This window comes from Pontibacter harenae (assembly GCF_020907245.1).
Classification (GTDB): Bacteria; Bacteroidota; Bacteroidia; order Cytophagales; family Hymenobacteraceae; genus Pontibacter; species Pontibacter harenae.
In genome coordinates this window covers 1-22,235 of sequence record NZ_JAJJWH010000005.1, presented here as the reverse complement: position 1 = coordinate 22,235, position 22,235 = coordinate 1, and the positions used below count along the sequence as shown (strand labels likewise).

23 protein-coding genes are annotated in these 22,235 nt (G+C 45.2%); 11 read left to right on the top strand and 12 right to left on the bottom strand.

Features of this window, described 5'->3' with window-relative positions; translation table 11 throughout:
- Positions 1-7: 7 nt before the first annotated feature.
- From LN893_RS04085 to LN893_RS04065, 5 genes are all read left to right on the top strand, one after another.
- Positions 8-1,309 carry a dicarboxylate/amino acid:cation symporter gene (locus LN893_RS04085; protein ID WP_229968527.1) on the top strand — a complete coding sequence of 434 codons (1,302 nt, stop codon included), beginning with the start codon at positions 8-10 and terminating at the stop codon, positions 1,307-1,309.
- A gap of 100 nt (positions 1,310-1,409) precedes the next feature.
- Entirely contained in the window at positions 1,410-2,153 is a 744-nt protein-coding gene (pxpB, locus tag LN893_RS04080) for a 5-oxoprolinase subunit PxpB (protein ID WP_229968526.1), read from the top strand.
- Positions 2,143-3,147: a 5-oxoprolinase subunit C family protein gene (locus LN893_RS04075; RefSeq protein WP_229968525.1), complete on the top strand. Its 1,005-nt coding sequence runs from the start codon at positions 2,143-2,145 to the stop codon at positions 3,145-3,147. The genes pxpB and LN893_RS04075 overlap by 11 nt, the downstream gene beginning before the upstream one ends.
- A gap of 3 nt (positions 3,148-3,150) precedes the next feature.
- Positions 3,151-3,918, top strand: a complete 768-nt coding sequence (locus tag LN893_RS04070) for a LamB/YcsF family protein (RefSeq protein ID WP_229968524.1) — start codon at positions 3,151-3,153, stop codon at positions 3,916-3,918.
- Positions 3,919-3,921: 3 nt separating this feature from the next.
- On the top strand, positions 3,922-5,112 hold the full coding sequence (locus LN893_RS04065; protein WP_229968523.1) for an NRAMP family divalent metal transporter: 1,191 nt from the start codon (positions 3,922-3,924) through the stop codon (positions 5,110-5,112).
- Between the two features lie 9 nt (positions 5,113-5,121).
- On the opposite strand, the gene LN893_RS04060 is transcribed toward LN893_RS04065, so the two are convergent.
- A complete protein-coding gene (locus tag LN893_RS04060) occupies positions 5,122-5,856 on the bottom strand; it encodes a hypothetical protein (protein ID WP_229968522.1) in 735 nt (244 codons plus the stop codon).
- Positions 5,857-6,169: 313 nt separating this feature from the next.
- On the opposite strand from LN893_RS04060, the gene LN893_RS20665 reads away from it, so the two are divergent.
- Both LN893_RS20665 and LN893_RS04055 read left to right on the top strand, forming a co-directional pair.
- Positions 6,170-6,322: a serine hydrolase gene (locus tag LN893_RS20665; protein WP_369427653.1), complete on the top strand. Its 153-nt coding sequence runs from the start codon at positions 6,170-6,172 to the stop codon at positions 6,320-6,322.
- Positions 6,323-6,791: 469 nt separating this feature from the next.
- Complete coding sequence (locus tag LN893_RS04055; RefSeq protein ID WP_229968521.1) at positions 6,792-7,505, top strand: class I SAM-dependent methyltransferase; 714 nt, start codon at positions 6,792-6,794, stop codon at positions 7,503-7,505.
- A gap of 338 nt (positions 7,506-7,843) precedes the next feature.
- Here the strand turns inward: LN893_RS04055 and LN893_RS04050 are convergent, their stop codons facing one another.
- The gene (locus LN893_RS04050; protein ID WP_229968520.1) at positions 7,844-9,364 is read right to left on the bottom strand and encodes a sigma 54-interacting transcriptional regulator; all 1,521 of its coding nucleotides are present in this window, start codon (positions 9,362-9,364) and stop codon (positions 7,844-7,846) included.
- Between the two features lie 159 nt (positions 9,365-9,523).
- Positions 9,524-10,621, bottom strand: a complete 1,098-nt coding sequence (locus LN893_RS04045) for a vWA domain-containing protein (RefSeq protein ID WP_229968519.1) — start codon at positions 10,619-10,621, stop codon at positions 9,524-9,526.
- Positions 10,622-10,778: 157 nt separating this feature from the next.
- Here LN893_RS04045 and LN893_RS04040 point away from each other — a divergent pair, with 157 nt between their 5' ends.
- A complete protein-coding gene (locus LN893_RS04040; protein WP_229968518.1) occupies positions 10,779-11,060 on the top strand; it encodes a DUF427 domain-containing protein in 282 nt (93 codons plus the stop codon).
- Positions 11,061-11,170: 110 nt separating this feature from the next.
- On the opposite strand, the gene LN893_RS04035 is transcribed toward LN893_RS04040, so the two are convergent.
- From LN893_RS04035 to LN893_RS04020, 4 genes are all read right to left on the bottom strand, one after another.
- Positions 11,171-12,151, bottom strand: a complete 981-nt coding sequence (locus LN893_RS04035) for an acyl-ACP desaturase (protein WP_229968517.1) — start codon at positions 12,149-12,151, stop codon at positions 11,171-11,173.
- 176 nt (positions 12,152-12,327) lie between these two features.
- Positions 12,328-13,290 (bottom strand): glycosyltransferase family 2 protein, encoded by a 963-nt coding sequence (locus LN893_RS04030; protein ID WP_229968516.1) that lies wholly within the window; start codon positions 13,288-13,290, stop codon positions 12,328-12,330.
- 7 nt (positions 13,291-13,297) lie between these two features.
- Complete coding sequence (locus LN893_RS04025) at positions 13,298-14,413, bottom strand: DegT/DnrJ/EryC1/StrS family aminotransferase (protein WP_229968515.1); 1,116 nt, start codon at positions 14,411-14,413, stop codon at positions 13,298-13,300.
- A 26-nt stretch (positions 14,414-14,439) separates the two neighbouring features.
- The gene (locus LN893_RS04020) at positions 14,440-14,838 is read right to left on the bottom strand and encodes a sugar 3,4-ketoisomerase (protein WP_229968514.1); all 399 of its coding nucleotides are present in this window, start codon (positions 14,836-14,838) and stop codon (positions 14,440-14,442) included.
- A gap of 325 nt (positions 14,839-15,163) precedes the next feature.
- Between LN893_RS04020 and LN893_RS04015 the strand changes: the two genes are divergently transcribed.
- On the top strand, positions 15,164-15,766 hold the full coding sequence (locus LN893_RS04015) for an IMPACT family protein (protein WP_229968513.1): 603 nt from the start codon (positions 15,164-15,166) through the stop codon (positions 15,764-15,766).
- Positions 15,767-15,830: 64 nt separating this feature from the next.
- Positions 15,831-16,961, top strand: a complete 1,131-nt coding sequence (corA, locus tag LN893_RS04010; protein WP_229968512.1) for a magnesium/cobalt transporter CorA — start codon at positions 15,831-15,833, stop codon at positions 16,959-16,961.
- 64 nt (positions 16,962-17,025) lie between these two features.
- On the opposite strand, the gene LN893_RS04005 is transcribed toward corA, so the two are convergent.
- The 4 genes from LN893_RS04005 to LN893_RS03990 form a co-directional block, all read right to left on the bottom strand.
- A complete protein-coding gene (locus tag LN893_RS04005; RefSeq protein ID WP_229968511.1) occupies positions 17,026-17,304 on the bottom strand; it encodes a hypothetical protein in 279 nt (92 codons plus the stop codon).
- A 176-nt stretch (positions 17,305-17,480) separates the two neighbouring features.
- Entirely contained in the window at positions 17,481-17,702 is a 222-nt protein-coding gene (gene yidD / locus LN893_RS04000; RefSeq protein WP_229968510.1) for a membrane protein insertion efficiency factor YidD, read from the bottom strand.
- Between the two features lie 157 nt (positions 17,703-17,859).
- Positions 17,860-18,837 carry a hypothetical protein gene (locus tag LN893_RS03995; protein ID WP_229968509.1) on the bottom strand — a complete coding sequence of 326 codons (978 nt, stop codon included), beginning with the start codon at positions 18,835-18,837 and terminating at the stop codon, positions 17,860-17,862.
- Positions 18,838-18,965: 128 nt separating this feature from the next.
- Positions 18,966-19,592, bottom strand: coding sequence for a magnetosome magnetite crystal formation protein family (locus LN893_RS03990; protein WP_229968508.1), 627 nt, complete (start codon positions 19,590-19,592; stop codon positions 18,966-18,968).
- Positions 19,593-19,789: 197 nt separating this feature from the next.
- Between LN893_RS03990 and LN893_RS03985 the strand changes: the two genes are divergently transcribed.
- Positions 19,790-20,644: a PorV/PorQ family protein gene (locus LN893_RS03985; RefSeq protein ID WP_229968507.1), complete on the top strand. Its 855-nt coding sequence runs from the start codon at positions 19,790-19,792 to the stop codon at positions 20,642-20,644.
- Between the two features lie 107 nt (positions 20,645-20,751).
- Here LN893_RS03985 and LN893_RS03980 read toward each other — a convergent pair whose 3' ends face one another.
- The gene (locus LN893_RS03980; RefSeq protein ID WP_229968506.1) at positions 20,752-22,008 is read right to left on the bottom strand and encodes a cation:proton antiporter; all 1,257 of its coding nucleotides are present in this window, start codon (positions 22,006-22,008) and stop codon (positions 20,752-20,754) included.
- Between the last annotated feature and the right edge of the window lie 227 nt (positions 22,009-22,235).

The window sequence follows — 22,235 nt, the reverse complement described above, 5'->3', positions numbered from 1 at the left end:
GCTACATATGAGAAAATTAGCGTTGCACTGGCAAATCCTGATCGGAATGGCCTTGGGTGTATTATGGGGATTTTTTGCCAGTTCTGTAGGTCTGGTAGATGCTACCATCGACTGGATTAAGCCTTTCGGCACCATCTTTATCAATCTTCTTAAGCTTATTGCTGTTCCGCTGGTGCTGGTCTCACTCATTACAGGTGTAGCAAGCTTGAGCGACATTAGTCGCCTTTCCCGCATCGGCTCCAAAACCATAGGCATTTACCTGATGACTACCGTTATTGCCGTTGTGCTGGGTCTGTTGCTCGTAAATACGTTTAAGCCTGGAAATGCCTTTTCTGCAGAAAAGCGTGAGGAGTTTAAAGAGCAGTTTGCCGCTACCACTACACAACGGTCTACCGACGCAGCCTCCGTGGAGCAGCAAGGGCCGCTGCAGCCTTTAATAGACATAGTTCCAAGTAATATCTTCTCTTCGCTCACGAACAACGGTGCCATGCTGCAGGTTATCTTTTTTGCCCTATTGTTTGGCATCGCCCTCATCATGATTCCTCCTGATAAAGCTGCACCCGTCAATGCTTTTTTTGAAGGGCTAAACCTCATCATTCTGAAAATAGTTGATATTATAATGCTGGCGGCTCCTTATGGGGTATTTGCTCTCCTGGCTGGTTTGGTGGTAGAATTTGCAGGCGATAACCCAAGTTCTGCTGTAGAGCTTCTGCTGGTGCTGGGTTATTACTGCATAGTGGTGCTGGTAGGACTTGCGTTCATGGTTTTTGTGGTTTATCCTTTTTTAGTGAAAACTGTGGGTAAAACGAAGTACGGCGTATTTTTTAAGGGAATGTTTCCTGCCCAAATGTTGGCTTTCTCCACCTCTTCCAGCGCAGCCACTTTGCCTGTAACTATGGAGCGCTGCGAAAAGAACCTCGGCATATCGAGAGAGATTACCAGCTTTGTGCTGCCGCTTGGCGCCACTATCAACATGGATGGCACAAGCCTTTACCAGGCAGTAGCAGCTGTTTTTATAGCACAGGCTTACGGTATAGATCTTGATTTGAGCGCACAGCTAGGGATTGTGCTCACAGCTACTTTGGCCTCGATAGGTGCCGCCGCTGTACCTGGAGCTGGTGTGGTTATGCTCGTAATTGTGCTGCAGCAGGCAGGTATACCAATTGAAGGTATCGCGCTTATACTGGCTCCCGATCGCCTCCTGGACATGTGCCGCACCGTTGTAAACGTAACAGGCGATGCTACCGTATCTATGATGGTCGCGCAGACGGAGGGGCAACTGCATCCGCCAGCGGCTACCGACGTATAGACGCAACTCAACACGCTCTACCACATAAGAAAAACACAAGCGAAGCAATTTCTCTTGTGTTTTTTGTTAAAACGAATAGCAAACCTGAACTCCTGAAAATATGGCAATCACTCCGGAAAACTTACAGGCTGTTAAACTTTATCCGCTCGGAGATAAAGCCATTGTGGTGGAGTTTGGAGGAGAAATAAACCGCAGTGTACACCAGCGCATCAGAGACTTTTCGGCTTACCTGGCACAGTACCCGTTCGATGGCATGATTGAGCAGGTACCAGCTTTTACCACCGTTACCATTTACTATAACCCTGCTCTTATACCCACTCAAAAAGGCATAAGTGCCTACGATAAGTTATCCAGTTATATTCAACAGTTATTACCTAACATAGCAGACGCGCATATTACGGCACCAGCTCCTCAAACCATAGAAGTTCCTGTTTGCTACGGAGGTGCTTATGGACCAGACCTGGAGTTTGTGGCGAAGCATAATAGTTTATCTCCTGAAGAAGTGATTGCTATACATACAGAACAGGAGTACCTGGTATACATGATTGGCTTTGCCCCTGGTTTTCCGTATATGGGGGGCATGAGCGAAAAAATAGCCGCACCACGCAGAGACGCCCCTAGAGCTGTTACACCACAAGGTTCGGTAGGCATCGCAGGCAAGCAGACAGGTATTTACCCTATCGAAACTCCTGGAGGCTGGCAATTAATCGGACAAACACCCCTGCTTCTTTTCCATCCTAAAAGAGAGTCTCCGAGTCTGCTGCATGCAGGAGACATGGTACGCTTTACATCTATTTCGGAGGAAGAATATAAGCAGAGAAAGGAGCAACAGCATGGGTCTTAAAATTCTTAAACCAGGTTTACTCACCACCATACAAGACACAGGCAGATACGGCTTCCAGAAAGACGGTGTAATTGTAAGCGGAGCAATGGACCGCGTTGCCCTCCGCCTAGCCAACTTGCTGACCGGTAACCAGGAGGATGAGGCAGCGTTAGAAATAACGCTTAAAGGGCCAGAGATTTTCTTTCAGGAAGATCAGTTAATCTCCATAACAGGCGCAGACCTTTCTCCTACCATAGATAACAAGAAGCTAAAGCTATGGCGGCCCATTTTTGTAAAGAAAGGAAGCGTTCTAAAATTCGGCACACCAAAACTTGGCTGCAGAACTTATTTGGCCGTTTGCGGAGGCTTCCAGCTTCAAAAGGCTTTGGGCAGCTACTCTACGTACTTACGTGCGGGTATAGGCGGCATGCATGGTAAAGCCTTACAAGAAGGCGATAATATTCCCTGCAAAGGCATAAATGTTACCGCCAGCTCTGTACTCGACGAGCTTAACCTGAAACAGACTGCTGACAATTTTGTGCAGGCAAGCTGGGCTCCTGATCCTGCCTATCTTCCGAGCTATGAAAAGGACCCTGTAATTCGTGCTGTAAAAGGCCCTGAATACGAGTTGTTCACCGCCACGAGCAAGAGTAATATCTGGAACAACATTTTCCAGGTAACACAGCAGTCGGACCGGATGGGCTACAGTTTAGCAGGATTGGCTTTGGCCTTGGAGGAAGCAAAAGAACTTGTTTCCAGTGCTGTTACTTTTGGAACGGTGCAGGTACCTCCTCAAGGCCAGCCCATCATACTTATGGCCGACCACCAGACTACAGGAGGCTACCCACGCATAGCACAGGTTATTACCGCCGATCTGCCGAAGCTGGCGCAGGTGGTGCCAGGCAGAGGCATTCGTTTCACGGAAGTTTCCATTGATGAGGCACAACAGTTATATTTGGAACAGGAGCACCAGCTGCTTCAGCTAAAGCAATCCATTCAGATCAAGGTGAAGTAAAGCATGTATACTTTTAAAGTTGATTTAAACTGTGACTTAGGAGAAAGTTTTGGAGCTTATACCTTGAGCAACGATGAAGCTATACTTGACTTTGTGAACTCGGCTAACATTGCCTGCGGCTTTCATGCTGGCGACCCTGCCGTAATGCGAAAGACGGTAAAACTGGCGCTGGAAAAAAATGTAGCCATAGGTGCTCATCCTGGCCTCCCCGACCTTGTAGGCTTCGGCCGACGCGAAATAGCCATAACACCTTCAGAGGCTTTTGACATAACAGTGTATCAGGTTGGCGCACTATCAGCTTTTGTGAAAGCAGCAGGTGGCACCTTGCACCACGTAAAGCCACACGGCGCTCTGTACAACATGGCTGCTGTAAACGAAAAACTGGCCGAGGCCATAGCAGAGGCTGTTTATAAAGTAATTCCAGAAGCTATTTTATATGGTTTAGCAGGAAGTGCGCTTATTAAAGCAGGTGAAAAGCTCGGCATCGGTACAGCCAACGAAGTATTTGCCGACCGCACCTACCAACCGAACGGCACCCTCACCCCCAGAAGCCAGCCTAATGCCCTGATAGCAGACCATACCCAAGCCCTAAACCAGGTGCTGCGTATGGTGAAGGAAGGCAAGGTGAAGACACAGCAAGGGCAGGATATTTCTATAAAAGCAGATACGGTTTGTATACATGGCGACGGCCCTCACGCCCTTTCTTTTGCCCAACAGATACAGGAAGTTCTTCAAAAAGAAAGTATAATGATACAGGCTGCAGCACGCTAACTTATGAAGCAGAAAAGAAACTGGAGCGTGCTTTTAGGCGCCGCTTTTTTAATGGCTACGTCTGCCGTTGGTCCTGGCTTTTTAACACAGACGACGGTTTTTACACAGGCTATGGCCGCCAGCTTCGGCTTTGTAATACTCATCTCCATTATACTAGACATTGGCGTACAGCTTAATGTGTGGCGTGTAATTGCTGTTTCAGAAAAACGTGCCCAAGATATTGCCAACATCGTGCTGCCAGGACTGGGGCTTTTTATAACGGTGCTGATTGTGCTAGGGGGCTTGGCTTTTAACATTGGGAATGTGGGCGGCGCAGGTTTGGGGTTCAATGTGCTGTTCGGTCTGTCTGCTAAGGCAGGTGCTGTGGTGGCTGCTGCCATTGCCATAGCGGTATTTCTGGTAAAAGAAGCAGGCAAAGTAATGGACCGTTTCGCCCAGGTCATGGGCTTCCTGATGATTCTGCTGATTGTTTATGTGGCGGTTACCTCGAAGCCACCTCTGGCAGAAGCTGTTCATAAAACGTTCATACCCGACGAAATTGACATCATCGCCATTGTAACGTTGGTGGGGGGAACAGTAGGAGGCTACATTACTTTTGCTGGTGGTCATCGTTTGTTAGATGCTGGCATAAAAGGCAAGGATGCACTGCCCGAGGTAAACACAAGTGCAGTGTCGGGTATTACGGTGGCATCTGTTATTCGTGTTTTTCTTTTTTTAGCAGCATTGGGCGTTGTTAGTCAAGGCTATGTTTTAGATGCTGCCAATCCGCCAGCCTCTGTTTTTCAACTGGCGGCTGGCAATATAGGATACAAGCTTTTTGGTGTGGTAATGCTATCAGCAGCTGTTACTTCGGTTATCGGGTCAGCTTATACGTCTGTCTCTTTCATGAAATCATTTAGCAAAAAGGTAGCTCACTATGAAAACTGGGTAATTATTGCCTTCATAGCTATTTCCACGGCCATCTTCGTCACCATAGGCCGACCAGTACATTTGCTTATTTTGGCTGGTGCACTTAACGGCCTGATTCTGCCCATTACATTAGGTACTATTCTAGTTGCTGCTTATAAAAAAGACTTGGTAGGCAACTATAAACACCCTCTCTGGCTAACGGTTTTTGGCGTGCTGGTGGTACTGGTTATGGCCTGGCTCGGAGGCTATACCTTACTACAGCAGTTGCCCCAGCTGTTTACCTGATGCTTTGCGCTAAATGGACAGCAGCAGTACAGAGTAAGCTGCTACACCAAGGCCAAAAGCCCAGAAGCGGCTTTTGCGCTCTTCGGGAAGTTCTTCTTTCATGATGTTTAAGATAACGCCGCCTCCTATAAAAGCCATCACCAGCACTACTATAGTTTCCGATACCTCCAGTACATAGCCAACTCCCCAGCCTAAAACCAAAGCCACTACCAACACCCACCTTCCAAAGCGTTCGTAGTTATCTTTATGATACGTGAGCAAGCCTACATCGTTTACAATAAAATGCAAGGCCATCGCGATAGAAAAAAGAGCCATTTCCTCCACTGGCCCCTCCTCTCGCTGAAACAGCAAGTAGCCTATCAAGGCATTATAAAATGCAAAAGAACCTATATGAACCAGGAAAGCACCAAAAGAAGGTTTCTCTCCATCGTCTTCCTCATCTGCTATTGCTTCATTTTTAGAAGAAATCACCAGCCTTTCAAGCCCATAGAAAACCGCCAGCCCAGTTAAAGCTACCAGGTACACGTGGTGGCGCAGAAAACCCTCAGCCCAGGCAAGCGTTTCCACATGCTCCTGCCCTTCATCCAACTCAGGAAACAGGTGCAGAAACACATAAGCCACCGACACACCGCCTGCTCCCGACAACCACACGCTTCTGGGCATGGCCGACAGAAAGGTTAGGCGGTTTCCGAAAAAATGGATGAGCGCCAACAGCAGGATCGGCCAAAGCGAAACGTATTCCATAGAGTATAGCTACTCGTTCTGTTGCTGTTTGGTTTCTTATTATCTCCTATAAGAGATAATCTATATAGTTACTTCAATGAAAGAAGATGCCCTTCCTAAAAGTTTTAACCAGAATGGCCAACTAGAAGAACTTGATGTAGATACAAAAAAATAGCAAGTATAGATTCTTTGCTACAATCCTTTGTGGAAGAAAAAAAATTGAACAGTGTTACCGCTTTTGTTGCCAAAGGAGGAAATGTAGTATATAATAAAGGCTTTTGGCCTAAAGGATGTTGAAAACCAAACTCCTGCTACAACCGATGACTAATATGTACTGTTTTCGCAAACTAAAGCTATAACTACGGTTGCATTCATGACACTGGTAGAAAAGGGATTGGTAGTGATAGACGACCCTGTATCAAAATACTTTCCTGAAATTCCTAACCAAGTTGTAACAAAAGTGAATTCAATGGAAATCGTATTTTGAAGCCTGAAACAGTTGAAATGATGACTACGGTGAACCATTTACCAGAACAGAACTTAGGAGGAAAAGGCTTTAAATTTGGTTTGGGTTTTTAATTGTATAACGAATTAAAGAAGCCCGTTCCAGCTGTCTCAAACACTGCCTATGCCTGGAGTGGTCTGTTGGGTACAGAATATATCATCGATCCGCAAAATGATTTGATTGTTCTCTTTTACATGAATATGTTCAAACACGATCCATTGTATCTGGTGTTTTTGAGTAAGGTGTACGATTTATTCAATTCTCAGCCAAAGACAGAGTAAAGTAAGATTAAAATCCTATTTTGTAAAAGCATTTATTTTAGAATCAGATTAGCCTTAGCCGAAAATTACCCATCTTTGTTGGGCAGGATAACCCACTCCATTTCTAAAGCAGGTCTGTAGAAAGATAAGTGGGACAACTGCCCATCAAAGCATTTTATCAGGAAAGGTTAATGAAAAGTATTCAGTACATCCGTAAAGCAAAAGGCTTATTCCTAAAGTTTCGGACAGATCGGTTTATACCTTACAAAACATTTGAGTTTCTGGCGCAATCAGCTAAACTGTCGAAGTGGATCAGCCAGCATACTGACATCGGCTTTTGCGATTTTTATACTTCCGAGTTTAACTACCCGAAGCGCTTTAAGCTATACGAATACCTGATAGAAACCCAAAAGCTGGATGCACCTATAGATTACCTTGAATTTGGCGTTTCCAAAGGCGTTTCCTTCCGCTGGTGGGTGGATAAGATTCAGCACCCAGATGCCCGTTTCTATGGTTTCGATACGTTCACAGGACTGCCCGAAGCCTGGGGGCCTTTCAAAGCAGGAGCTATGTCGAACGGTAACGTGCCGCCGCAGCTGGAGGGTAACCGCCATACTTTTTACCAGGGCCTGTTCCAGCAAACGCTCATTCCTTTCCTGAAAACGTACCAGCCGCAGAAGCGAAAGGTTATCCACATGGATGCTGACATTTACTCCGCTACGCTCTTTGTACTTACCACCATCACACCTTTCCTAAACAAAGGCGACCTTATTCTGTTCGATGAGTTTAACGTGCCGATGCACGAGTTCAAGGCTTTCTCGGAATGGGTAGCCTCGTTTTACATTGAGTATGAAGTGCTTGGCAGCGTAAACAATTTTTACCAAACGGCTATTCTTATAAAGTAACCCAACCACCTTAGTGCTGCGCTAAATTAAAAATTAGAAATTAAGAATTAGAAGTGAGGCATAGAGCGCACTTATCATTCATTTCAAAGCCACTAGTAGTTCTACGAAAAAGTAGTAACTGCCACTCAACCTACCGCAAGTTGAAAACTTGCGAAAGTATAATTCAGCATAAAATGGGTCACGCAAGTTGAAAACTTGCCCCATGAAAAGCTCCAAGTTGAAAACTTGAAGCATGAGGTTACACTATAAAAGAAAAGGCAGAAGCGTCAAGCTTCTGCCTTTTCTTTTATAACTCAGGAATCAAAAATCTTGCATCTTTTGTCCTGTGTCTTCAATCTTTAGTAGTTGTCATCATCCTCGTCGCCGAAGCTTGGCATGGAGAACATGCCGCTGAGGATGTCTTTGAACTGTAAGCCTGTGCTGAGGCGGTTTTTGCTGATCTGGCTGTGTTCGGCTAAGCCGTGCAGGGCAAACTCCATCATAAACAGCTTCTCCTCTCCTTTGGCATCAGGTTGGTGCGTTGCTACGAGTTCGGCCAAGCCTGGCACTTTATTCAGCGCCTTCTTATAGTCTGCATCCGAAGAATCGTTCAGCACATCCAGTGTATTGCCATCGCCAAACCAATCGGTAATGGCTTTGTAAGGGCTTTTCTGCTTTTTCGCTTTTTTGATCTTGTCTGGGTCTGGGAAGTACTGCAGGAACTGCGTACGGATAGCTTTGCCCATTAGCACCTGCGCCACATGGCCTGCTCCCTCCTGCTCTCCTTCGTATACCAGTTCTACCTTACCCGTTACGGCAGGTATGGTGTTCAGAAAATCCGACACGCGCACATAAGTAGATTTCTCACCGTTGATCAAAGCACGGCGTTCGGCAGCACTTACCAAGCTCTCAAAGGCAGAGATGGTTAAACGAGCCGACACACCACTTTTTGCATCCACATACTCACTTTCACGCGCTTCGAAAGCAATTTGCTCTACCAGGTCGGCAATAATGTTGTTCGTTTTTACCAGTTGCTTCTGCTCTTTCTTCAGTTTTGCCTCCTGGCTCGTGATCTTCTTACCAATCTCGATAGACTTCGGATAGTGCGTAATAATCTGCGAGTCGATACGGTCTTTCAGCGGCGTTACAATGGAACCACGGTTCGTGTAATCCTCAGGGTTTGCCGTGAAAACAAACTGTATATCTAGCGGCATACGCACTTTAAAACCACGAATCTGGATATCGCCTTCCTGCAAAATATTAAACAGCGACACCTGTATTCTCGCCTGCAGATCGGGAAGTTCGTTTATCACGAAAATGCCACGGTGCGAACGCGGTATCAGGCCGAAGTGAATTACTCTTTCATCAGAATATGGCAGTTTCATAGTAGCTGCTTTTATAGGGTCGGCATCGCCAATTAGGTCCGCTACCGATACGTCAGGCGTGGCCAGCTTTTCGGTATAGCGCTCGTCGCGGTGCAGCCAGGAAATAGCCGTATCGTCGCCGTGCTCTTCCACCTGGTCCTTTGCAAAGCGCGACAGCGGCTGCATCGGATCATCGTTCAGTTCAGAGCCTTTTACCACAGGTATGTACTCATCCAGCAGGTCTACCAGCTGGCGCGCGATACGTGTTTTGGCCTGCCCACGCAAACCCAGCAGGTTAATGTGGTGCATCGAAAGTATAGCCCGCTGCATATCAGGAATTACGGTTTCCTCATAACCCCAAATGCCAGGAAAAACCTCTTCCTTGTTTTGGAGTTTTGTGATCAGGTTAGATCGTAACTCATGCTTTACGCTCTGCGGCTCGTAGCCAGCTGCTTTTAATTGCCCAAGGGTCTTTATCTGTAGTAGCTTCTCAGCTGGAATATCTTTATAGTTCATATTTGCTTATCAGTTGCTAATTATTGTTTGTTGATTTCTAAACTGGAATTTTAGATGAGATATCTGAAGATATAAGTTAACCCACTCCCTCCGAGGAAGGAAATAAAATACTACCACTTTCAAATTTTCAAATCTTCAAATTTCCACATCCTCCCATCTTTAAAACATTTTTCTGCGGTTTTGGCGGTAGTCGCGGAACACGAGGTGGCCAAGGCCTTGCAAGCCGCTATAGTATGCCTGGCCGTTGTTTACCTTCGTAAATTCCTCTACAAACTCCTGCAGATATGGGTCTGTGGCAATCATAAATGTTGTAATTGGAATTTTGATGCGGCGACACTGCGCAGCTAGGTTCAGCGTTTTATTGACCACTTTCCTGTCCAGTCCGAAGCTGTTTTTATAGTAGCGCAAGCCTTCTTTCAGACAAGTTGGTTTCCCGTCGGTGATCATAAAAATCTGCTTATTGGGAGTTTTGCGCTTTCGCAGGATGTCCATAGCCAACTCCAGACCCGCAACAGTATTGGTGTGGTACGGGCCCACCTGCAGGTAGGGCAAGTCTTTTATCTCAATCTGCCAGGCATCGTTGCCAAACACAATCACATCCAGCGAATCTTTCGGGTATTTCTGCTTTACCAGCTCGGCCAGCGCCATAGCTACTTTTTTGGCAGGCGTGATACGGTCTTCGCCATACAGAATCATGGAGTGCGAAATATCGATCATCAGCACCGTAGCGGCCTGTGTTTTATGCTCCGTCTCCGTCACCTCCAGATCCTGCTCCGTCATCCTGAACTCTCCCAAACCGTGGTTTACCTGTGCGTTTCGGATCGAATCCGTCATGGAAATTTGCTCCAGCGAATCGCCAAAACGGTACTCGCGGCGGTCGGTACTGGCTTCGTCGCCGACGCCTGTGTGCGGAGTGGCATGGCTGCCTTTTCCGCCTTTCTTCAGCTTACCGAATATTTCCTCCAGTGCACTTCTACGGATATTCTGCTCGCTTTTGGCCGTAATCTGTAAGCCACCTTCCGTTGGGTTTTCCTGCAGATAACCGTTCTTTTTCAGATCATCTATAAAATCGCCCATGCCATAGTTCTCGCCTGTAATATTATACTGCTTATCCAGCGAGTTCATCCACGACAGAGCTTCCGACACATCTCCTGAGGTCATGGTTACCAACTGCAGAAATATCTTCAGCAGCGATTCAAAATTTGGCTCCTCCTCCTGTGGCGGCACATACTCCGCAAATCTATATCCTATTGCCATATTTTATCTTTTTTATTTTAACAAAGCTGCGGCACCATTGTTACAACTCATTTCAGTTTGTACGCAGCTACCGCTTTTATATTTTCTTTTTAACAAAAACTATTCATAGAAAGTGACAGTACCTTAAGTTAAGGGTAGAATCATAAAGATACAAACTATGAAAGCAATTTGGAACGACATCGTCATCGCCGACAGCGACCGCACCGTGGAAGTGGAAGGCAACCATTACTTTCCAGCCAACACTGTAAAGCAGGAATACCTGCAGGAAAGCAGAACCCACACCACCTGCCCATGGAAGGGCGAAGCGTCTTATTACCATGTGCAGGTAAACGGTGAAGTAAACCTAGATGCCGCCTGGTATTACCCAGACCCTAAAGATGCTGCCTCTGAAATAAGAGGACATATTGCTTTTTGGAAAGGTGTGACGGTGCAGGAGTAAAGCCAAATGCTACAGTTCAATATTTTAAGCTGTTACATAATTATATAACACAAAAGAGGGAGGCAATTGCCTCCCTCTTTTGCTTTTGGTCTATGTCTAATCCAAAATTATTAGCTAATCCAGCGGAATTTATATTCCAACTGCGGTGCTTTCATACGTTCCGCCACACGGCGTAAGCGGTTTGGCAACGCCATTATATAATCACGGGCACGTTCGCCAGTATCGTTCAGGCCAGTTACCGAATCAATTTTCCAATCTTCTATCAAGTCTTCCAGAATATCGGTATAATCTGCAGAAGTGTAAACTCCAATGCGCTGTGCTGCATCAGTAAAGTGCCCAAAGGTTTTGCCAATTTCCACACCAAGCTCACGCATATAATGTGCTGGCATTACAATTTTCTTGCGCATCATGTCTTCGAAGGCCAGCATCATTTCATTCGGGTCTGCTTCGAATATTTTGCCTACAAAAGACTTATAAGCTTTTGCATGGCGCGCCTCATCTGCTGCTACGTTACCACAAAGCTTTGCCAACAAAGTATCGCCTTGTTTTTTGGCAATTTGTGCCACGCGGCGGTGCGATATGTTAGTAGCAGTTTCTTGGTAGCTGGTATACACAAACGAGCGGTAAGGGTCGTTATCTGTCTGCAAATCGAAACCGTCTGCGATCAGGTATTGTGTAGAGGCCTCCATTTCGCGCATGTTAATGCGGCCAGACAAATATAGGTAACGGTTCAGCAAATCGCCGTGGCGGTTTTCTTCTGCTGTCCAGGCACGATTCCACTTCATCCATGGGCTCTCTTCTTCCTGTGGCAAACCTTTAATAGTCATCAGCCAGCTTTCATACGTTGGCAATGCCTCTTCTGTAATGGTATCACCTACCAATACTGCGAGTAAATCGTAGGAAAGGTCCTGTGCGCGCTCACGCAGATTCTTCACTTCGTCGAAAAAGTTGTCCAACGTAGAATCAGGTAAAAAATCAGCAGGTTGCCAGCTTTCTTCCACAGTCTTCATAAATTCGGACATCTTTTCTCCTACAAAACTTTCCATCCATTTTATTACTTCTGTGCGAGAGGCTAATGCTGTTGATAACATATACTTAAGTTGATTAAAGGTCAAATATACTTACTTATAGGGAATAAAATGATGGTGCAAACATACAAATCTTACGATATTATGCTAAAAACGCCACCAAGTAACTATTATTTACGAAAAATATGAAAATAGTTTAGCATGAACCTTAGAGATATCTAAACTATAGAATGATTCTTTTATGATTTTTCATATTTGTACCTGTAATACCAAGTACGAAATACGCTCAAATCAATTTTATACTTATTTAACTGGTAAATTAGTTTGTAAACAGGAGACAGTCCAGATTGTTTTTTGAGCAGCAACAGCAGTTGGTGCGCCTCTTTATAGTTTCCCGTTAAATAAGCGTGTCGGGCTTCGTACTTTAGGCGCTTTTCAAGTGCAGCCTCCTCTGCAGGGGATTGCACCAGTTCGGCTGCTTTCGCACATACTTTTACCGTAGAGGCCAGCAACCTGTTGCTTGTTTTATAAAATCCTTTCGATAAAGATGTAGTGTGCACGCGTCGCTTTGTTGTCACCTTATCTAAGTAAAAGTATTTGTACTTTCTAGAGGATCGCACCCAGAAATCAAAGTCTTCATAGGCAAGTGTTTCATCGTACCCATTCAAGTCTTCGAACACTTCGCGCCGCATCATCATAGTAGGTGGGCAAATAATATACTTCCCCAACAAGTCTTTAAAAACATCGCCCGAAGGCGCATAAGAAAGCAGCTCACCTTGCGGATTGCGTTTGTAATGAAAGCCAATAGGATTCGAATCATCGTCGATATAGGCAGCATCAGTATACATAACACCATAGCTGCTGTCGAGTTTCTGAAAAGCTGCCACTTGTTCCGCAATTCTGTTTGGCAACAGTACATCGTCGGTGGCAAAATCTATGATGAAGTCTCCTTGGGAGGCACGCCAGCCCATGTTAAAAGCGGCACAGTTGCCCACATTTACAGCAGGCTGTATAAATTTTAGCTGCGGATGTAGCCGTACATATTGCTGGATTATGGCTGCGCTGCCGTCTGTGCTTCTGTCATCCACCACCACAATCTCCAGGTTCGGATAGGTTTGTGCCAGCACCGAATCAAGTGCTTCGGCTAAAAACCGTTCATGATTATAGCAAAGACAAACAACCGAGACTAAGGGTTGGGGCATACAGTAATTATCTGCTGAAGTAGCGTTTAATAGCTTCTATAATCAGCCGCTGCTCGTTCTCTTTCAGGCCAGGGAAAAGCGGCAGGCTCAGGCTTGTTTCCGCCAGCTCTTCTGCCACAGGCAAATCTCCTTTTTTGTAGCCCAAATAGCTATAGGCTGCTTGCAAGTGCACAGGCACAGGATAATGCGTAGCAGTCTGTATTTCGATTACCTCCAGCCAGTGTTTTAGTTCTTCTCTGAATTTTGTGCGCACACAAAAAATATGGTACACATGGTCACAGCCTGATGCAGTTTGAGGCAGGATAAGATCTCCAACACCATCTAATTCTTTCAGATATACTTCCGCCAGTTTTAAACGCTCAGCGTTTAGCCGATTCAGGTGTTTGAGCTTCAGCTCCAGCACCGCTGCCTGTATGCTATCCAGCCTTGAATTTATACCTATATCCAGGTTATGGTACTTACTTATTTCACCGTAGTTTCGGTACTTGCGTACGAACCTGGCCAGGTCGTTATCATTTGTTACGAAGGCTCCGGCATCGCCCAAAGCTCCAAGGTTTTTGGTGGGATAAAAACTAAAAGCGCCTGCATCGCCCATTGTGCCAGCCTTCTTTCCTTGGTAGCTAGCACCGTGTGCCTGCGCAGCATCTTCGATCACTTTCAGGTTAGCATCTTTAGCTAATTTCAGAATTTCCTCCATATCGCACACCTGTCCATACAAATGCACTGGTATAATGGCTTTGGTTTTTTCTGTTATGCTGGCAGCAATGCCGTCGGCTGTAAGGTTGTATGTAAGAGGATCTACATCCACAAACACTGGGGTGGCGCCTACCTGCACGACAGCGTTTGCTGTAGCCACAAAGGTATTGGCAGGTACAATCACCTCGTCTCCAGCACCTATTCCCAAAGCTGTCAGCGCCAGGTATAAAGCATCAAACCCATTGCCAACTCCTACCGCACACCCTACTCCCATTGCTTCGGAGAAAGCTTCTTCAAAAGAAGAAACCTCTGGGCCCAAAACGTAGCATTTGTCTCTGACAGCCTGCATTACTGCCTGCTCCACTCCCTCGGCTATACCAGTAGGGCAGTCCCTAAACTCAAAAAATGGAATTAGTGGCTTTTGCATCTGGCTCTTCTAAAATTATGTTAGACTTAGGATAAACTCTTGAAAACTTGATAATCGCGCACATAGTCGTCCTCGGCAAAGTCAGTAGAGGCTACACAAACAGCAATAGCATCGTCTGAGAATTTAAGATTGGTCCAGCACATGGCAGGTATATACAAGCCAATGTTTGGAGCATCTAACAGAAATTCGTACTTCTGATGCGCCATTTCTGCCTTTACAGTTATGCTACCTTTTACAGCCACCAACACCTCTTCTGTCTCTTTGTTGGCATGGTTACCCCTCGAGGCTTCTGTTGGCGTGTGGTATGTCCAAAAAACGCGCTTCACGCTAAAGGGCAGCACACTTGCCTGCTGTGTGGTAGATATAAAGCCTTCTGCCAGACTACCTATGGTTCTGAACTGTATTAAAAAAGGTACTTTTTTCAAGATTTCAATTATACGATTCTACACAAAAATGATTCAAATAAAATATAAAAAAGTATATATTTTATTTGAGACCTGCTTTGAACATTAAATTTGAAGAAAAACAGCTAAAATTTAAAAGCCTTCATCCTCATTACTAAGTCGCTATAAAGGCAAAGCAGCAATTTATCTAGCACCAACATACCCGCTAAGGTAATGGTTCTTTGCCCTTGCCAGCATATTGGGTTAAATTTGTGAGTTCTAAATACATTAGAGTCCAGCATCTGCTTGGTTAAAATGGCCTTAGCTATTTCTTTTCATACAGCAAAGCCCGACAAAAAAGACTTAAATGGAAGACACCTACCGTACGATAGTTTCTCCTGCCGAAGGCCTGTACAAAGAGAAAGGCAGTAAGTTTATAGCCCTAGCTTATCCTGTGTACTCCGAAGATGAGGTGAAAGAGATACTAGCAGAACTGAAGAAGCAGTACTACGATGCCCGCCACCATTGCTATGCCTATACGTTGGGAGCCGATAAAAGCCGCTTCAGGGCCAACGACGATGGAGAGCCTAACCATTCTGCCGGCGACCCTATACTTGGCCAGATTCGTTCTGCCGATTTAAGTAATGTACTGGTTGTGGTGATACGCTATTTTGGAGGCACCAAACTAGGTGTGAGCGGCCTGATAAACGCCTACAAAACAGCCACAGTCGATGCACTGGCAAATGCCACCGTAGTAGAACAACACGAAACTGTATTACTGCAGGTGCATTATGCTTACCCGCAGATGAACGATGTAATGAGCCTGGTAAAAGAGTATAACCTGGATGTGCGTGAGCAGCAGTTTGAACTGGATTGTCGCCTTACCATAGAAGTGCGAAAGCAGCTACAGCAGGAAGTAAGCGAAAAACTGAAAAGCCTGGAGGCCGTATCAGTATTGGTAAAGGAGTAGCAGCAGGAATGGCTGCACCTACCATAATTTAGTAACTTGTAGCTATACGCTAGCCATTCATTCTATGCCCAAACGCAAACGAACCCGTATCCGAAACAAGATTCTTGAACGCAAGGCTGGTGCTAAACCAGGTTCTTTGTTTGTGCCTGCCGAGGCCTTTGCCCCTCGCTTTTTCCTTATGTCGTTTAGCGATGACTATTTTGAGGAGTCGGAGGTAGAAAACTATGCAACGCTGCTGAAGAAGGTAAACACCCGCCCCGATGCCCGCCACTGGATAGACATTCGCGGATACGGAGACCTTTCGCTGCTGGAACATATTACCCAGGATTTCGGACTACACCCGCTGCAGATGGAAGATGTGGTAAATGATTATCAACGGCCAAAAGTAGAGGAGTTCGACGAGACCAGGCTTTTTATAGTTACCCGCATGCTGCGCTGGTCTTCGGAACAGCACACGCTTCTGGATGTGCAGCTGTCTTTGTTTACAGGCTCCAACTATGTGCTCACGTTGCAAAGCGACTACGAAGACTGCCTAGATCCGCTACGCGAGCGTATTCGTATCGGCAAAGGCATCATAAGACAGCGCCCTCTTATGTATATGGCCTACGCTATGCTCGATGTGGTACTGGATTATTATTTTCCTGTGATAGCCGACATCAGCAACTACATTGATGAGCTGGAGGAAAAGATTTTAAGGACTCCTTCTAAAAGAATACTAACCCATGTACTAGACCTTAAAAGCGAACTCGTGAAGATGCGCCGCATTGCCTGGCCCGAACGAGACAAGATGACGGAGCTTCTGCGAATGGACGAAGATGTGATACCAGAGGACCTGCGTGTTTATTTCCGGGATGCCTACGACCACACCGTTCAGCTGATAGACCTGATCGACAACCACAAAGATATGACATCTAGCTTAGTAGAACTTTACATGTCTACGGTAAGCAACCGCATGAACGAGATCATGAAGGTACTCACCATCATCTCCAGCATCTTTATTCCCTTAAGCTTTGTAGCGGGCGTATACGGCATGAACTTTTCCAGAGAAGATCCAGAAACAGGTGAGGTTTTCCGCTACAGCATGCCGGAGCTTTACCACCCTTATGGCTATCCTGTGCTGCTGCTCGTTATGTTCAGTCTGGTAATGATTCAGTTATATTTATTCTACCGAAAGGGCTGGTTCCGTAGTATGTAAGATGTGCACTTAACCTAAGCTTTACGCCTAGGTTAAGTTACAGAAAATTTTAAAAGTGAGCGTGTCAGAAGAGTAAAGACTCTGGATTCAGCAGAATTGTGTTCTCTCCAGCTAATTCTGCTTTCAGAATAGCTGATAATTGCTGGTATGCTGTCTCCATTTTTCCATAATCCTGAAAGCTGAATAAATGGAAAAGCTCCTCCGCATCTCGCTTTACAATAATGTACAGGTTAAAGACCTTGTTATCAAAGAAGGATAGGGCACGCCTCTCGACACGCAAAATTTCGCTTACCTGAAAGGCAGTACCTAGACACTCGCAAGGCACTTCAATACGTATTTCCATGGTGCCAACGTTAGTGGGTTCAAAAACTTTGGCACTAGCTGATTGCTAGATAATGTGCAGTCTAAGCATTTTTATAGTACAATCTTACTAAAAGGCACTTTAGTTTTTAAACATACCATTCTTACGGCTGCCAGCAACTTCAGGTGTGCAGTAGCCTGAAGCATCTTTTGCACCTGTTACTTCACAGGGTCATACCCACTCCCTCCCCAGGGGTTGCAGCGGCCAATACGCTTCAGCGCCATCCAGCCTCCTTTAGAAGGGCCATACTTATTTACAGCCTCCACAGCATACTGTGAGCACGTAGGCGTGTAGCGGCACATGGCAGGCGTAATGGGCGAGATCATTCGCTGGTACACCCAAATCAGGCCAAGTATAAGTTTCTTTAAAATCCAGGTCATGGTACAGTTTTACAGCGGCGCTAGTAAGCTTTTGGGCCTTTAATATCACAAGTTCTGTGCTATTCACACAAGATACAACAAAGATAGCTGCCTAAAAGAATCCTTTGGGCTTTACTTTAGCACTTGTTCCAGGTATAATCTAAATTAGGAACTGTCCCTACTCTACAATCCCAAACCTTAGCTGCTGTGCATCTAGTACTAGCACCTTATCCAGAAAAAGCTTGTTGCCCACCATGCCAGCCATACCTGAGAACTGCATCAGTGCTTGCTGCATAAAAGATGTGCCCTCTATGTAATGCACCTGCCGAAGCGGCAGTTCCGTTGCCCCAAAGGAAATATTCTGATCAGACACCACACTATGTATCGTAAGTGTGTTACCCCAGGAGTTAGCCTCAGCTACCTCCACGGCTGCACCTTTTCTCGCAAGCTCTTGCCAGGTAGCTTTATCTGTAAGCAACTCAAAAGCACTGGAGCCACTGTCGAATAGTACTTCCGTTTCTTGATGATTGATTACAGCTGGCAGTATCACTCTTCTCTCATCAAAAGTCATCTGCGTAAACGTGGTTTTTGCCACTACAGAAGCAGGCACCTCGTCGCTTAGCTGCATAAATTTATGGGAATAGTTTAGCAGCATCACTTTCTTCTCGATCAGGTCTGCGCCTATAGTACCAATAACCTCTATGCTTGCTGCATTCTGCCAGTCTATTTCTGAGTTGCCATGCGTGAGCAGTTTAATTTCTTGCGCTTTAACTGGCATCTCCCCTAGCATAAAGCTAAAATTTTTCAAGTACTGTCCATTCTCCCCCTCTTGTATGGGTAAGTCAGCCACCTTTTCAGCAATGCTTTCCAGCTTCCCTTCATAAAACAGAGAATAAGGTGCTCCTAAATCAAACTGCATATAAAAAACTTTGATGCAGCCAGGTATCGTTACAGGCAGCAGCAGAGCAGCATGCGGTTCTAGTTTCATGCCTTCGTTGCTCGCTTCCCATTCAAAAGGAAAACTAAAATCGCCATCTGGAACAACGAGTTGGTTGGGTGGTGCTTTGAATTTGTACTTGGCGTAAAAGAATCCTCCTGTGCTACTTAAAACAAGAAGCGCTCCAATAGCGAGGCAGAAGTTTCGGAGAAGTTTCATAGTGTAGTTTTGCTTTGATTTTGTTTCAGCAATACTACATAGCTCAAAGTCTCTGGCCTACGCCACACTTGCGTCATTGCTATGACATTCTTACGTCAAAAGCCTTTTACTGGCACTAGGGGAAAGTTTTAAAAGATGTTTAGCCTGAACGGATAGATGTCATAGTTGCCTTTCTTCAGTTTAGAAGAAGCAATAACAATGGCTGGCGCATTAAGTAAATACATGATGAAGAATACGGTAAGCAAACCAAAACCAGGTGTTGTTTTAAAATAGAAGGTCATCAGCATCTGAAACAGTAGCATGAGCAACAGAGCTACATGCAGCGCCACCGTCCATAGTATCTGGAAATTGATGATCTTTTTACCCACTTCGTTTACTTCCTGTACCTGCCTTTTTTTGCGCCATAGCACAATAGGCAACACAACATTTAGGTACGGAAAAACCAGATACGCTAAAGAGGAAAAGTTTATAAGTTGGAGGTAAATAGCGGTTTCTTCGTCAGTGGTGCCTTTTGTTGCTGCTGTAATTTTTTTTGAGTTTGTAGCTACAGGCTGCTCTAAAGCAAAGGAGGCAAACTCTTCTGTTGGTTTACCCAAAGCACCTGCAATAGCTTGCAAAGTATACCCTCTGGGTATGCTGTCGCCTTTTTCTATTCGCTGGATGGTCCTCAGACTCACCTTTGCGCGCTCAGCTAGCTCTTCCTGCAAAAAGCCTTTACTTTTTCTATCTGCTACAATTTTATCGGCTAAAGTCACGGTGTTAGTATGTACATGTACGCAAGTGCAAACAGTATGCAATGCTAAACAATTCTGTACATAAAGTAAAACGGCAACTGTGCAGAAGACAGGCTAACAAGCCTTAAAAATCACCTTTCGTTCTACATCTGATTCATGTTCATAATTTTATACCTCCGAAATGTAAATAAAACAGCAACTTTACGTACAACTACATTTTGGCAAAGTACCATAAACCTTTAGCAGATGGGGTAACTAAAACTTTACACATCTTCCTGTATTTCTGGCTGCTTCTCCCCTACCTGGTGCTGGCGCAAGCAGATGTGCCTTACGGTGCCCGTGCCGCTGCCATGGGTAACGCATCTGTTACCATACCCGACGTGTGGGCACTAAATAACAATATAGCTGGAATTGCTAACCTGGAGCTACCGCAGTTAGGCGTTTACGCCGAGAACAGTTTTGGAGTACGAGCCTTTACCACGGTGGCATTGCAGGCAGTTTACCCCACTAGCAAGTATGGCAACTACGGTTTAAGCCTGAGCAGATTTGGAGATGAACTGTATAGTCAGCAACATGTGGGCTTGGGCGTGGGCCACAAATTAGGGCAGTTTAGCCTTGGAGCTAAAGTTGATGTGTGGCAGGTGTCGGTGCGTGGCTATGGCAGCCGAAAAGCAGTTACGCTATCAGTAGGTGGCCAGGCTGAGATTACCCCTGGTTTATACTTTGGTGCCTATGCTTACAACCTGAACCAAGCAAAGCTTTCTTCTTTTGAAGACGAGCGTTTACCTACTATCATGAAAGCTGGACTTTCATACCAACCGTACCAAAAGTTGCTACTGGCTATAGAAACAGAAAAGCACATAGAGCATCCAGCAGCTTTGAAAGCTGGTATAGAATATCAGCTATTATCAGAAAAGTTAGCTGTCCGATCTGGCTTTAACACTACTACAAACAGGGCTACATTCGGAGCTGGTTTTCAGGCAAGGCAACTCCAGGTAGATTATGCCTTTGGCTCTACCACGTTGCTCGGCACCAGCCACCATGTAGCAGTTTCTTATCGTTTTCTGCCCTAGTACTCTTCCAACTAGATTCCTAGAATTGAAACTATGAGTAATAGGCTCTCTGAAGCAATATAAGCCTCATTTATACTGCTTAATTTTTAGTTCGCCGTAGCCCTAGCCTAGCTTTCTATATTCATGTTTCGCCGAGACAAACGCTTGATAAATGCATCAATCGACAGCCCTTGCACTACTAAGGAGATCAGCACCACGATATAGGTGATGGCTGTAATTACCTCCCGCTGCATATCCTGGGTGAGCGAAAGTGCCAATGCAACAGAAATACCTCCTCGCAGGCCACCCCACGTCATGATGGCTAAAGTGTTGGGAGCAAAAGTCCGGTGCAGGCGCAGGGCATAAGAAGGTATAGCCAAAGCAAAGTAGCGCACCAACAGTACAATAGCTGTGGTAATAAGACCGATGAGCAAGTAAATGGTATGAAACTCAATTAACAGCAACTCCAGACCAATCAGCACAAAAAGAATGGCATTGAAAATCTCATCTACCATTTCCCAGAACTTGTGCAGGTAATCTGCGGTAATCTTGCTCATAGCTTGTTCTATACCCTGGTTACCTATAAAGAGCCCTGCCACTACCATAGCCAAAGGTCCTGAAAAGTGTAGCATCTGCGCCAGGCTATAGCCGCCCATTACCACAGCCAACGAAATAAGCACCTCCGTCTGGTAATGATCTATGTTACGCATCAGCCGGAAAGCCAAGTAACCTATAATTAAACCTAAGGCTATGCCGCCGCCTACTTCCTCTAGAAAAAGAATTCCTATAGAAGAGGCTTCTATGTTTTCAGTACCAAGTTGCGCAATCTGGTAAAGCGATGTGAATACTACTACTCCCACACCGTCGTTAAACAAAGACTCACCTGTTATTTTCACCTCCAGCGATTCAGGAATATCTGCCTTTTTTAAAATACCGAGCACCGCAATGGGATCGGTAGGAGAAATAAGTGCACCGAAAATAAGGCAGTAAATGTAATCGATAGTCATGCCCATTAGCTGCAGCAGGTAATAAAATAATGTACCCACTACGGCAGTAGAAATAAGCACACCAACGGTAGCAAATGTCAGCACAGGCCACTTAGACGCTGCCAGCTTTTTCAGATTAGTATGCAACGCGCCTGCAAAAAGCAGAAAGCTCAGCATAAACTCCATCAAGAAGTCAGCAAAGTCAATAGATTCGAGGTTATTGCGCACCACATCTATAAAAGCAGGCGAAATCATACCAATTGCCTGAACCAGCAGCGACACGAAAAGCCCCGCCAGCAAAAGCCCAATGGCACCAGGCAATTTAATGTACTTCTGGTTGATATAGGCAAAAAAAGCAGATACTGCTAGTATAGCTGATAAGACGTGAAATAGCTCCATGTAACAATTTTTAGCTAAAGTATAGTATTGTAACTGTTATTAGATGATTGTTTGTTGCTAAAGGTTAGGTGGCTAAAATATTAGATAGTTTTTAGCCATGCAGCCACTTAACTGTAAATAACCAGCAACTGACAACCAACAGTCATTTCGCCTATGGTACGATGTTTAGTCCTTTGCTGGTTAGTTTTTTTGGTTGTGGTTTAGAATGTATGATGTAGGAATAAATA